Below are 12,056 nucleotides of genomic sequence, written 5' to 3' on the forward strand. Positions count from 1 at the left end.
TCCAGGTCCGTGCCGGTCTCTGCGCTGGCGGCTGTTGCGGAAAGTGCCAGCCACAGCGCCGTCGCTGCACCGGCCAGCAACACGGGTCGAAGCAGGCGCGGGGCGCGCCCGAAAGATCGTTCGTGCAACACGTGCAACACCCCCCAGGTGCGGCGCATAGGTCGAGACGATTAGTTCGGCATCTTCCGTCACCATAGCCACAGCAGCAACGGGAAGTCCATAGAAATACAACAAATCAACCACATAGTCAGCTTGCTTATTATTTTCCTGTTTCCTAGAGTTGACTGGGTAAGGCACCAATCTCTCCGCGTGGGACATGAACGGCCGAACGGCTCTTGGACCCTCGCGCTGGCTAGAGGAGGACACATGTCGGAACACAACATCGCAGGCAAGAAGGTCGCGTTTCTGCTGACGGACGGCGTCGAGCAGATCGAGCTGACCAGCCCGTGGAACGCGGTCAAGGACGCGGGCGGCGAACCCACCCTGGTGGCGCCCAAGAGCGGAAAGCTGCAGGGCTATGACGGCACGGAAAAGGGTGAGACCTTCGACGTCGACCTGACCGTCGACCAGGCCAACGCCTCCGACTTCCATGCCCTCGTGATTCCCGGCGGCGTCGTAAACGCCGACCACCTCCGCGTCGACAAAGGTGCCCAAGCCTTCGCCCGCGGCTTCTTTGAACAGCACAAGCCGGTGGCCTCGATCTGCCACGGCCCCTGGTTGCTGATCGACGCCGGCGTCGTGAGCGGTCGGAACCTCACCTCGTACCACACGCTTCAGACCGACCTGAAGAACGCGGGCGCGAACTGGACGGATGAGGAAGTGGTGGTGGACCAGGGCCTCGTGACGAGCCGGAACCCGGACGATCTGCCGGCGTTCAACGACAAGCTGCTCGAAGAAATCGCCGAAGGGGAGCACGCCGGCCAGACTGCCTAGGCGGCCTCCGACGGGAGCCGCCGCCGGGGACAGCTCCCTGGCGGCGGGCGGGCCCTATGAAGACTGCACGGTTTCGGGCAGGATATGCCTGTACGCTGCGGCGGAGCGGGCGTTGATTTCGCCCGCACCGCCGCCACCCGCTACCAAGGAGTCCCGGATATGACCACGCTTAACCCTTACCTTGGCTTCCGCGACAACGCGCGGGAGGCCATGACCTTCTACCAGTCTGTGTTTGGCGGCGAGCTGAATATGAGCACCTTCGCGGAATTCCAGGCCAGCGAGGACCCTGCCGAGCAGGACAAGATCATGCACGCCATGCTGACCGGCGAAAAGGGGCTGGTGCTGATGGGTGCCGACACCCCGAACAGCATGGACTACACCCCCGGCAACAACTTCTCGGTGTCCCTCAGCGGCACCGACGAGGCTGAATTGCGCGGCTACTGGGACAAGCTGTCAGATGGCGGCACCGTGACGATGCCGCTGGAGAAGGCCCCGTGGGGAGACACCTTCGGCATGTGCAAGGACAAGTTCGGAGTGGACTGGCTCGTCAACATCGCGCCGGCCGCCAGCTAGGCCGGCCGGCGGCGGCTGCTCAGTCCGGCGTGGTGTCGGTGGTGAGGCCGCGGTCGTCCGCTGTCTTTTCGTCGTCTTCCTCTGCCGGTCCAGGCACCGTCTGCGAGTCGCTCTTGCCCGGTGCGTGCGTTCCGGACGTGCCGGATTCCGGAGCGCCCGCCGCCGTCTGGGGAGTGTCAATGCCGCTACCTTCGCGCGGGACGGGCTTCTGGGCGCCCTCCACACCGTCATTCACGATGTCCTCGGGCTCGACTGGCTTGTTGCTCATGCGTTCCTCCGATGGTGGGTCCGTGGGTTTCACCCCCGGATGGTCACACCAAACTACAGTGGAGGCATGCCCTAGTACAGCCGGCCGCAGTACGCTCTGGCGCGCGACTTCCGCCGGGACTAGAGTCTGGCCATGGACCAGGATCCGGTGGCAACGAACCCGGGCTTGTACCGGGTGGTATTCGAGAATGAACGGGTGCGCGTGCTGGAGTACACGGACCAGCCCGGGGAAAATACCGTCGAGCATTCTCATCCCGACAGCGTGATGATCACGCTCAGCAGCTTCCGCCGCCGGCTCTCCGCCCACGGCCGGGAGGTCGACGTCGAACTTCCCTCAGGGCTGGCGCGCTGGCTGCCCGCGCAGTCCCACTCGGGCGAGAACACCGGCGACACCGAGACCCACACAATCTTCGTCGAGCTCAAGGAGGCTGCCCCGGAGCGGGAAAGCACCGAACAGCCCCTCGGTCCGGCGCCCAGCTAGCGGCGCCAGCCTCCGTTTCGCCGTTTCGCCGTTTCGACGGTTCCCTGCGCACACGACGTTTCCGCGGTACGGACCCGCAGGGAACCGTCGAAATGGGTCCGGGGCGCCCGGGGCCAGCGAGAGTCTGTCAGTATGCTTACTAGACACTGAACAGAAACGAGACCCACCATGAGCACGCCCGTGCGGATCGAGGTCGAGGCCGCTGGCCATCTGGGCCACGTCTTTGCCTCCCGGCGGCCGGCCGGAACGCAGGCGGCTGCACCCGCCGTCGTACTCCTCCACGGGATCGGGGCCTCACACCGCTACCTGCGCCGCCTGCACGGGCTGCTGGCTGACTCCGTTGACACGTTCTCGATCGACTTGCCGGGCTTCGGGGCCACGCCCACGCCGGAGCACACGCTCACCGTTGCGGAGCAGGCCACCTACCTCCTGGGCGCGCTCGAGCAGCTGGGAGTGCTGGAGTTCGTGGTGGTGGGGCACTCGATGGGGACCCAGTTCGCGGTGGAAGCCGCCCTGCAGCAGCCGCAGCGGATACCCCATGTGGTGCTGATGGGTCCGGTGGTCAATGACAAGCGGCCGACCGTAGCGCAGCAGGCCCTGGCACTGGGCCGGGACTGCCTGTTCTTCGAGAGCCCGTCCTCCAACGCCTTGGTTTTCACCGACTATCTCCGCTGCGGACCGGTCTGGTACCTGAAGAACCTGCGGATCATGATGGACTACCGCCTCGAGGAGCGGATCGGCGCGGTGAGCGCCCCCGTCCTCGTGCTGCGGGGCGCGAACGACCCGGTGGCCCCGGTGGACTGGTGCCGCCGGCTTGCCGGACGGGCGGCCACCGGACAGTTCGAAGAGATCCCAGGAACCGGGCACGTGGTCCAGCACAACCGTGCCGTCGAGGTTGCCGGCTCCATCCTTGCCTTCGCCGGCATCGCAGCTGATGAAAGCGAAGCGCCGCAAGGATTCACCGCGTGAGCACGCTCGTCCAGATCGCCGGCTGGTGGGCCCGGGACTATGCCTACGCCGTCGGCCGGCAGCTGCGCAGTGCGGTATCCCGCGTCAGTCCCGACGAATTCCTCAGCGGCACCGGACGGCCCGTCGTCGTCATCCCCGGCATCTACGAGGACTGGCGCTTTATGCTTCCGCTGATCCGGGAGCTGCACGAGGCAGGGCACCCGGTGCACGTGGTGACCGTGCTGCAGCGCAACCGGCTCGCGGTACCGAAGGCGGCGGCACTGATCGCCGACTACCTCCACCAGAGGGACCTCAGGGACACGATGATTGTGGCGCACAGCAAGGGCGGGCTGATCGGCAAGTACACGATGATGTCGCTGGACCAGACACGGCGCATCACCCGGATGGTGGCGGTGTGCTCCCCGTTCTTGGGTTCCCGATACGCAAGCTACATGCTGTTGCCGAGCCTGCGGGCGTTGTCGCCGCGCAACGCCGTCACCTTGCAGCTGTCCCGCGAGCAGAGCGTCAACGAACGCATCACCTCCGTCTACGGCCTCTTCGATCCGCACATCCCGGAGGGCAGCGTGCTTCCCGGAGCGCGGAACGTCCAGCTGGATACCGGCGGCCATTTCCGGATCCTTGCCGACGAGGACACCATCCGCACCGTGCTGGCAGAAGCGGGCGCACCGGCCCCGGTGTGAGGGGTCCGGTGCCTAGTCCTCGAAGTGGGTCCGCGTCGGGCCCTGGCCCAGACCGTCCACGATGGCGGAGGCGACGGCGTGAAGCTTGACGTTGCGGGTGCTTGATGCGGTCTTTAGCAGCTCGAAGGCCTCGGCCTGGCTGCACCGGTTCTGCGCCATGATGATGCCGACCGCGACGTCGATCGCGGTGCGCGTCTCCAGCGTCGCCTTGAGGTTGTCGGCCGTCTCGCTGAAGTGCGCGAAACGCACTGCCAGCCCCAGAGCCATGGTCGTTTGTCGCACGAAGATGCTCGCCAGCTCCTGGGCGCGTTCGTCAAAGCGGTGGGGACGGTGTGAATACAGGTTCAGCGCGGCGCGGGTTTCGCCGTCGAGCAGGAACGGTACGGCGAGGATGGAGCGCATGCCGTGCTCCCGGACCATGGCGGCGCACTGCGGCCAGCGCGTGTCGTCGTCGAGGTCGGCAATGTATACCGTTTCCTGTTCGCGGGAGGCCGTCACGCAGGGGCCGTCGCTGAAGCCGTACTGGATTTCGTCCATGGCCTGCGCAGCCGTACTGCTGCTGGCCACGGTGGCGGCTTTCCGTTGCCGGAGCAGCGTAATTCCACACAGGACTTCGTCGCCGGGCTCGGAAAGGCTGCGCGCCGAGACGCGGGCTAATTCGCCGAGGAATTCCTCCACGTCGGCGCTGTTCAACACGAGCTGATGCAAGTGCTGGTTGATCGATGTTGCGGTTGACTCGCTTACCACTATTCCTTGATGCCGTTTCGCTCGGGTCGAATCGAGCCGGCGAGGCGGGACGCACCACAGCAGCGAAAGAGGGCGGTGGTAGCGGCAGCGAAGCCGGATCGAAGAACTATCCAACGGCCTTCTGCTAAACCGTACCGGGAAAAATTATATACAGGACTTTGCAGCCGTTTTGCCGGGACATTCGCCGGATCCTTTCGGCGGATTCGCCGCGGGGCCGACAGCCCGGCCGCGAGCCTTTCCCGACCCAAATGACTCCCGGCGGCTCCCGACGTAGTCTTAGCGGTATCTCGAGGTAGTCGGACGGATTCTGTATGTCACAGCTCGAAACCAGGGAGTCCGCCTCCCCGCCGCTTACCATCGCGGACGCCGCCGGCACCGAGGCGGGCACAGTGCTCGCCCGGCTGGATTCAGCTGCGGGTGGCCTAAGCGAAGCGGAAGCGGCGGAGCGGCTTGCCGTGCTGGGGCCGAATGCGGTCCGCACGCATGAGGCAAGTGGCTGGTCCGTGCTGGGCCGGCAATTCCGCAGCCCCATCCTGATCCTGCTGCTCGTCACCGCCGGGCTCTCGCTCTTCCTGGGGGACGCCACCAACTCGATCGTCATCGGCGTGATCCTGCTTGTCAGTGTGGGCCTGGGCTTCAGCAACGAATTCCGGGCCGAGCGCGCCGCGGAGGCGCTGCATTCACGGGTCACGCACACCGCCGTCGTGCTCCGCGACGGCACCGCGCGCGAGGTGGACGTGACCGCCCTGGTGCCCGGCGACGTCGTGCAGCTGGGCCTGGGCGCAATCATCCCGGCCGACCTGCGCCTGCTGACGGTCAAGGACCTGCTCTGCGACGAAAGCATCCTGACCGGGGAGTCGCTGCCGGTGGGCAAGGATCCCGCGCCGGTGGCCGGCGGCGTCGCCCTGGGGGACCTGACGTCCTGCTTGTTCATGGGCACCGTGATCCAGTCCGGCAGCTGCACCGGGGTGGTGGTGGCGACCGGCGGCCGGGCGGAGTTCGGCCGGATTGCGCTCGGCCTGGGCGACCGGCAGCCGCAGACCGAATTCCAGCTCGGGCTCAAGCGGTTCTCCTTCCTGCTGCTGCAGGTGGCCATCGCACTGACTTCGCTCATCTTCATCGCCAACCTGCTGCTGCAGCGGCCGGTGATCGAGTCGCTGCTGTTCTCCCTGGCCATCGCCGTGGGAATCACCCCGCAGCTGCTGCCCGCCGTCGTCAGCACGAGCCTGGCCACCGGCACCCGCCAGCTGGCCAAACGCAAAGTGCTGGTCAAGCGGCTGGTCTGCATCGAGGACCTCGGCGACATGGACATCCTGGTCACGGACAAGACCGGAACCCTGACGGAGGGCAGGATCAGCTTCACGGCGGCCCTGCCGGTGGCGGCCGGCGTGTCCGCGGATAAGCTGTTCAGCCTGGGGCTGCTGGCCACCGAGGCGGACTACGCGGAGGCGAAACGGTCCGTCGTCGGGCAAAACCCGCTGGACGCCGCGCTCTGGCAGTCCCCGCAGGCGGCGGCGTTCGAACCTTCGCGCTATGAGCGGCTCGACGTGATCGACTTTGACCACCAGCGCCGGCGGACCAGCGTGCTGGTCCGCGAGGCCGGCGGCCCCGCCCGGATCATCACCAAGGGCTCGCCGGAGGACGTCCTGGCCCTGTGCGGCGCCACGCCCGCCAAGGTGCAGGCCCTGCTGGACGAACAGTTCGACGCCGGTTCGCGCGTGGTGGCCGTGGCCACCCGGGACGCCGCCGGCATGGAGGACATGTCACCGGCTGACGAGAAGGACCTGGTCCTGGCCGGCTTCCTGGTCTTCCTCGACCGGCCCAAGGCGAATGCGCGGGAGTCCCTGGACCGGCTGGAGGCGCTGGGAATTACGGTCAAGATTGCCACCGGGGACAACGCGAAGGTGGCCGAGCGGGTCTGCGACGAACTCGGTGTGCTCTCCGGCGGGACCATTACCGGCGCCGAGGCGGAGGCGATGTCCGACCCGGAGTTGAGCGCGGCGGCCCGCGAGGCCAGCATTTTCGCCCGCGTCTCGCCGGAGCAGAAGGCCCGGATTATCCGGCTGCTGCGCCAGAGCGGCGGCGCGGTCGGGTTCATGGGCGACGGCGTCAACGATGCGCTCGCGCTGCACCAGGCCGACATCGGCGTCTCCGTGGACAGCGCCACCGACGTCGCCAAGGACGCCGCCGACGTCGTGCTGCTGGACAAGGACCTCGGCGTGCTGGCCGACGGCGTCATGGAAGGCCGGCGGATCTTCGCCAACACCATCAAGTACGTGCTGATGGGCACCTCCAGCAACTTCGGCAACATGTTCAGCGCCGCAACGGCCTCCGTGGTGCTGAGCTTCCTGCCGATGCTGCCGGGGCAGATCCTGCTCAACAACCTGCTCTACGACACCGGCCAGCTGGCCATCCCGGGGGACCGGGTGGACAAGGAGCAGCTGCTGGCACCGGCGCACTGGAACATATCCTTCATCCGGCGCTTCATGTTCCTCTTTGGCCCGATCAGCTCGGTGTTCGACTTCGCGACGTTCGCCCTTATGCTCTTTGTCTTCGATGCGGTGCCGGGGGAGTTCCGGGCCGGCTGGTTCATCGAGTCGATCGCGACCCAGACGCTGATCATCTTTGCGATCCGGACCCGCCGGGTGCCCTTCCTGCGCAGCCGGCCGTCGCTCGGACTGCTCGGCGCGTCGCTGGGCGTGGTGGCCCTGGGGGTCTTCCTTCCGCTGTCCCCGCTGGCGGCGGTCCTGGGCTTCGATCCGCTGCCGGTTCCGTTCTTCCTGGCCCTGCTGGGCATGACCGTGGTGTACCTGGTGCTGGTGGAGCTGGCCAAGCAGTGGTTCTTCTCCCGGGCGGCGCAGCAACCGGCCGCACCGGTGTTGCCGAGGGTCCGGCGCCGGGGCAAGGACCACCATGTGGCCCGCCGCGCCGCACGCTTCAGCACCACGGAACCGGCCACCCGTCACGCACGCAGGGCCCCGCTGGCACCCCGCCGGGGACGGTCGGTCCGGCGCAAACGAAACCGGGTACAAGGGCCCTCACATCCCGGGAACTCCTGACGGATAGTGGGATGAAACGGCCAACTTGGTCCGATGCCCGGCCTGCGGAGCGCAGCGCCGGATGAGCCCGGCGGCCGGCGCCCGATTGGAAAGCCAAGACAATGAGCATTTTTGAAGACAGGGTTGATGCCGGGCGGCAACTGGGGCGGCGGCTCGCGGATCTGCGCGGCAAGGACATTGTGGTCCTCGGCCTGCCCCGCGGCGGCGTCCCGGTCGCCTTCGAGGTGGCCGCGGCCCTGGACGCACCGCTGGACGTGATTGTGGTCCGGAAGCTCGGACTGCCCTACCAGCCGGAACTTGCCATGGGGGCGATCGGGGAGGGCGGCGCGAGGGTGCTGGAAGAGCATGTGCTGGCCCAGGCAAGGGTGAGCGAGCAGGAGCTGCAGGCAGTCGAGAACCGCGAACGGGCCGTGCTGGAGAACCGGGTGGCGCGGTTCCGGAAGGGGCGCGCGCGCCAGGACCTGACCGGCCGCATCGCGGTGATCGTCGACGACGGAATCGCCACCGGCTCCACTGCCCGGGTCGCCTGCCGCATCGCCCGCAAACTGGGCGCCGCCCGGGTGATCCTGGCCGTGCCCGTCGCCCCGGCGGACACCCTGGCGAGCCTGAGCGAACCCGACGAGGTGGTCTGCCTGGCCACTCCCCGGCACTTCGCCGCCGTCGGATACCACTACCGCGACTTCTCGCCCACCGAGGACGACGAGGTGATCCAGCTGCTCGACGCCGCCGCCCGGCGCCTTAAGGACTCGCCGCGTCCGGCCGGGACGACGGCGGTCTCCGAGGACCCGGTGGAATTCGACGAAGAGGTGGAGATCCCGTCCCGGGGTGTCCGGCTGCAGGGCCATCTGCACCTGCCCGTGCCGGCCCGCGCTGTGGTGGTGTTCGCCCACGGGAGCGGCAGCAGCCGGCACAGCCCGCGGAACCGCTTCGTGGCCAGCCTGCTCCAGCGCGCCGGGCTGGGCACCCTGCTGCTCGACCTGCTCACGCCGGGGGAGGAGCGCAACCGCGCCAACGTCTTCGACATCGAGTTGCTGGCGCGCCGGCTGTCCTCGGCCACCGACTGGCTCGCCACCCGCGAGGACACCGCCTCCTGCGCCGTCGGATATTTCGGGGCGAGTACCGGGGCGGGCGCCGCGCTGTGGTCCGCCTCCGAACCCTCCGCACGGATCGCCGCCGTCGTTTCCCGCGGCGGCCGTCCCGACCTGGCCGGCCCGAGGCTTTCCGCCGTCCGCGCGCCGACGCTGCTGATCGTGGGCAGCTTCGACTATGAGGTGCTTGAACTCAACCGCAAGGCCAAAGCCATGATGCGGTGCCCCAATCAGCTGGCCGTGGTCCAGGGCGCCACGCACCTGTTCGAGGAGCCCGGCACGCTGGCCGCGGCGGCCATCCTGGCCAGGGACTGGTTCGCCAAGTACCTCCTGCCCGTGTCCGAACCGACCCCACCAGCCAGGAGTGAGCCATGAGCTATACCTACACCGCCGTCCTGCCGCTGAGCTGGGCGGACGCCGTCGAGAAGACCCGGGCCGCCCTCGCGGGCCAAGGCTTTGGGATCCTCTCCGAGATCAACGTGCGCGACACCTTTGCCGCCAAGCTTGGGGAGGACGCCGCGCAGGCCCTGGGCGACTACGTGATCCTCGGGGCCTGCAACCCGCAGCTGGCAAGCCGCGCCCTGGCGGCCGAACCGGAAATGGGCGCCCTGCTGCCGTGCAATGTGGTGGTCCGGCGCGGCCCGGGCGCCGCCGATACGACGGTGGACGTGATCGATCCCCAGACCATGGTGCAACTCAGCGACAGCCCCGCGGTCCGTGAGGTGGCGGACGACGCCGGCGCCCGGCTCCGTGCCGCCCTGGCCCAGCTGTCGGCGGACGCCTAGGTGGGTGCCGGCCGCGGCTAGTCCGACGCCGGCGACGTTCCTGCCCGGTTCATCCGGTCCGCAGCCGGGGGAAGCCCGGCCCCCGCGCGGAACCGCGGCCCGCGTGGGGCCCGGGCCGCCAACAACCGGGCGGGAACGCCTCGGTCAGTCCCGTTAGGGTGCGTTACTCGCTGTGGCCTTGGTCGCGGCTCATCGAGCCCTCCGCCGGCGGCGTTTCACCCGGCGGGACACCACCGCCCGGCTCCAGCCCGGTAATCTTGCCGCTGAGTGGATCGGGATTGGGCGAAGCTCCCTGGTCGGCGGCCTGGGGCTCCTGATCGCCGCGCTGCGCCGCGTTCGGCACGCTCTGTGGACGCGCGGAACCGCCACCCGGTTTTGGCGGATCGGGGTTGGCCGGGTCATTTTCCGGATGGTACGTGCTCATGGTTATGCCTTCCCTGGTTACGGTAACTCTGGGTGCTTAATAAGCATGCTGATTATCCTAGTCGTCCGGACGTGGATCCGGCCATGAAAGGTCAACGGGGCCGGAGGAAGGAGCTCCTAGGCGCCGTGGGTCTTGTGCTGCCCGTTGTGGCGGGCGCGGAACGCGTACACCAGCAAGGCGATCCCGGCCAGGATCATGGCGGCCGGGAGGGCGAAGTCCACGGCGATGAGCACGGCCGTCGCCTGCAGAGCGAAGGCCACGCCAAGCACGGCGAGGACTGCCGCCGGGACCAGGGGCCACTTCATCCGGCCGGTGTGGTCTGGGGTCCGGACCGGAACCAGGGAAAGCAGCCCGAAGGTGGCCGCCAGCCCGAGGAACAGGACGGCGGCCACAGGTGTGCCCTGCAGTTCCTGCGGTAGGGCCACGACGATGGCCAGCGTGAACATCACCCCGCACGGGATCAGGGCCCACCAGTTGGCCCGTTCGCGCAGATAGACCGCGGCGAATCCGGCCGCCATGAACAGGAAAAGGAAGGCGCCGCCCGCGCGGCCGTCCGTGAGTTGCGTGGCGGTGATGACCGCGGCCAGGCCCAGGAACACCGAGCCGGGGATTGCCGCCCACCAGTTCTCCCGGCCCCGGAGGAAGATCGAGAGGAACAGCACGCCCACCGCGGCGAAGATCAGCGGCGCCAGATAGGCGGCGCTCTCGACGATGCCGAGCACATCCAGCAGCCACAGCACACCGACCGTCATCAGGACAATGCCGGCGAGAATGCTGGTCCTTGCCGATTTCACCGCGGCCCTCCCCGGCGGCGCCTGCTGCGGGGCCGGCGCCGCTCCACGCGGGAGCGGATTCCCAGCAGCATCCGGCGCTCCATCAGGAACTGCAGCGGTTCAAGCACGACGCGCAGCGGGATGCCCAGCGGCAGCGGCGAGTAGTCATAGCGGGTCCGCGAGAGCAACCGGGTGCTGCGGGCACCGAGCGGCTGCAGCACGAAGGTCCAGCCCAGTTCCAGGCGAGGTCCGGTCAGGCGGCGTCCCTCCGCCGCGGGATGCCCGGTGATGTGATCTGTGATGTGCCCGGTGATGTGCCCGGTGCGCGGATCCATGGTGCCGCCCAGGGCCAGCACCGCCCCCGGTTCGAGCCGCCGGACCGGGATGCCGGCGCCGGGGGCGAGCGGAATGGTGTCTCCGACAGAGAGCTGTTGAAATTCGGGCAGGATCCGATCCGCACTGTGCATGCCCAGCCCCACCGCATTCTCCAGGGCGTCATAGCTGTACATCCCGCCGCGGCCGGACCCCAGCTGGACGAGCCACGGCCACACCACGGCGGGCAGCGCGGCGATGTTGACGGCCCGTGTGCTTTGCAGGCGCGCGGTGGGTACCAGTTCATCGCCCGGCAGGGGGCCGGCCGCTTCCTGGGCGGTCGCTCCCCAGTGCAGCAGGCGGGGCCGTACGGCGAGCACGTAGCCTGCGGCCGCCGCCGCGGCAGCCAGCGCCGCGAGCGGCCCTTTCAACCGGGCGGGCAAGCGGGGCGCAGCCGTGCGGCCTGCGTTCATTCGGTCGGCTGGCCTTCGCCGGCCTCCTGGCCGACCACCAGCACCGGGCAATGGGCGTGGGCCGCACAGGCGCCGCTGACCGACCCCATCACCTGGGCGAGGAAGCCGCCCTGGCCGCGCCGTCCCACCACAAGCAGTTGCGCGTCCTTGCTCTCCTCGATCAGCACCTTGGCTGGCGGCCCGAACTTGATCTGCCGGCTCAGCTGCTCCGGGCGGGAGTTGCCGAAGGCCCGTTCCAGCGACTGTTCCACCAGGCGCTTGGCGGTCTCCTCGAGCTCGCCTGGCGAGGCGGTGCGTTCTTCCGGCAGGTGGGACGCGAGGAAGAAATCCGAGGTGCCCAGGCACGTGATGACCTCCAGCGGGGCGTTCAGGCTGGTGGCCATGCGCCCGGCGAGCCGGAGTGCCGTCGTTGAAAACTCGGAGCCGTCCACGCCCACGACTATCCGCTGATCTCCGCTCATGGCACCCACCCTGCCCCGTCACCGCGGCAGT

Annotated in this window: 14 protein-coding genes; 8 read left to right on the forward strand and 6 right to left on the reverse strand. The window is 68.4% G+C overall.

Annotation, left to right across the window (positions count from 1 at the left end; translation table 11 throughout):
- The first annotated feature begins 366 nt into the window (after nt 1-366).
- Together AB4Y91_RS01105 and AB4Y91_RS01110 are read left to right on the forward strand one after the other, a co-directional pair.
- Nucleotides 367-933 (forward strand): type 1 glutamine amidotransferase domain-containing protein, encoded by a 567-nt coding sequence (locus AB4Y91_RS01105; protein ID WP_175323873.1) that lies wholly within the window; start codon nt 367-369, stop codon nt 931-933.
- Between the two features lie 159 nt (nt 934-1,092).
- On the forward strand, nt 1,093-1,506 hold the full coding sequence (locus AB4Y91_RS01110; RefSeq protein ID WP_441416751.1) for a VOC family protein: 414 nt from the start codon (nt 1,093-1,095) through the stop codon (nt 1,504-1,506).
- A gap of 19 nt (nt 1,507-1,525) precedes the next feature.
- On the opposite strand, the gene AB4Y91_RS01115 is transcribed toward AB4Y91_RS01110, so the two are convergent.
- Nucleotides 1,526-1,774, reverse strand: coding sequence for a hypothetical protein (locus AB4Y91_RS01115; protein WP_441416752.1), 249 nt, complete (start codon nt 1,772-1,774; stop codon nt 1,526-1,528).
- 132 nt (nt 1,775-1,906) lie between these two features.
- Between AB4Y91_RS01115 and AB4Y91_RS01120 the strand changes: the two genes are divergently transcribed.
- The 3 genes from AB4Y91_RS01120 (at nt 1,907) to AB4Y91_RS01130 (ending at nt 3,903) form a co-directional block, all read left to right on the forward strand.
- A complete protein-coding gene (locus AB4Y91_RS01120) occupies nt 1,907-2,254 on the forward strand; it encodes a cupin domain-containing protein (RefSeq protein ID WP_441416753.1) in 348 nt (115 codons plus the stop codon).
- A gap of 168 nt (nt 2,255-2,422) precedes the next feature.
- Nucleotides 2,423-3,223, forward strand: a complete 801-nt coding sequence (locus tag AB4Y91_RS01125) for an alpha/beta fold hydrolase (RefSeq protein ID WP_441416754.1) — start codon at nt 2,423-2,425, stop codon at nt 3,221-3,223.
- On the forward strand, nt 3,220-3,903 hold the full coding sequence (locus tag AB4Y91_RS01130) for an esterase/lipase family protein (protein ID WP_441416755.1): 684 nt from the start codon (nt 3,220-3,222) through the stop codon (nt 3,901-3,903). Before AB4Y91_RS01125 ends, AB4Y91_RS01130 begins: the two co-directional genes overlap by 4 nt.
- 12 nt (nt 3,904-3,915) lie before the next feature.
- Here the strand turns inward: AB4Y91_RS01130 and AB4Y91_RS01135 are convergent, their stop codons facing one another.
- Nucleotides 3,916-4,650, reverse strand: coding sequence for a GAF and ANTAR domain-containing protein (locus AB4Y91_RS01135; protein ID WP_441416756.1), 735 nt, complete (start codon nt 4,648-4,650; stop codon nt 3,916-3,918).
- A gap of 311 nt (nt 4,651-4,961) precedes the next feature.
- Between AB4Y91_RS01135 and mgtA the strand changes: the two genes are divergently transcribed.
- From mgtA to AB4Y91_RS01150, 3 genes are all read left to right on the forward strand, one after another.
- Nucleotides 4,962-7,709, forward strand: a complete 2,748-nt coding sequence (gene mgtA / locus AB4Y91_RS01140; RefSeq protein WP_441416757.1) for a magnesium-translocating P-type ATPase — start codon at nt 4,962-4,964, stop codon at nt 7,707-7,709.
- 101 nt (nt 7,710-7,810) lie between these two features.
- Nucleotides 7,811-9,172 carry a phosphoribosyltransferase family protein gene (locus AB4Y91_RS01145; protein ID WP_441416758.1) on the forward strand — a complete coding sequence of 454 codons (1,362 nt, stop codon included), beginning with the start codon at nt 7,811-7,813 and terminating at the stop codon, nt 9,170-9,172.
- Nucleotides 9,169-9,582, forward strand: a complete 414-nt coding sequence (locus AB4Y91_RS01150; RefSeq protein WP_441416759.1) for a DUF302 domain-containing protein — start codon at nt 9,169-9,171, stop codon at nt 9,580-9,582. Before AB4Y91_RS01145 ends, AB4Y91_RS01150 begins: the two co-directional genes overlap by 4 nt.
- Nucleotides 9,583-9,745: 163 nt before the next feature.
- Here the strand turns inward: AB4Y91_RS01150 and AB4Y91_RS01155 are convergent, their stop codons facing one another.
- The 4 genes from AB4Y91_RS01155 to AB4Y91_RS01170 all read right to left on the reverse strand — a co-directional run bounded on the left by AB4Y91_RS01155 (nt 9,746) and on the right by AB4Y91_RS01170 (nt 12,025).
- On the reverse strand, nt 9,746-10,006 hold the full coding sequence (locus AB4Y91_RS01155; protein WP_441416760.1) for a DUF6480 family protein: 261 nt from the start codon (nt 10,004-10,006) through the stop codon (nt 9,746-9,748).
- A 116-nt stretch (nt 10,007-10,122) separates the two neighbouring features.
- Nucleotides 10,123-10,800: a hypothetical protein gene (locus AB4Y91_RS01160; RefSeq protein ID WP_441416761.1), complete on the reverse strand. Its 678-nt coding sequence runs from the start codon at nt 10,798-10,800 to the stop codon at nt 10,123-10,125.
- Nucleotides 10,797-11,564: an SRPBCC family protein gene (locus AB4Y91_RS01165; protein WP_441416762.1), complete on the reverse strand. Its 768-nt coding sequence runs from the start codon at nt 11,562-11,564 to the stop codon at nt 10,797-10,799. Before AB4Y91_RS01165 ends, AB4Y91_RS01160 begins: the two co-directional genes overlap by 4 nt.
- Nucleotides 11,561-12,025 carry a universal stress protein gene (locus AB4Y91_RS01170; protein WP_441416763.1) on the reverse strand — a complete coding sequence of 155 codons (465 nt, stop codon included), beginning with the start codon at nt 12,023-12,025 and terminating at the stop codon, nt 11,561-11,563. The genes AB4Y91_RS01165 and AB4Y91_RS01170 overlap by 4 nt, the downstream gene beginning before the upstream one ends.
- Nucleotides 12,026-12,056: the final 31 nt, after the last annotated feature.

The organism is Arthrobacter sp. YAF16, from assembly GCF_052113385.1.
Classification (GTDB): domain Bacteria; phylum Actinomycetota; class Actinomycetes; order Actinomycetales; family Micrococcaceae; genus Arthrobacter.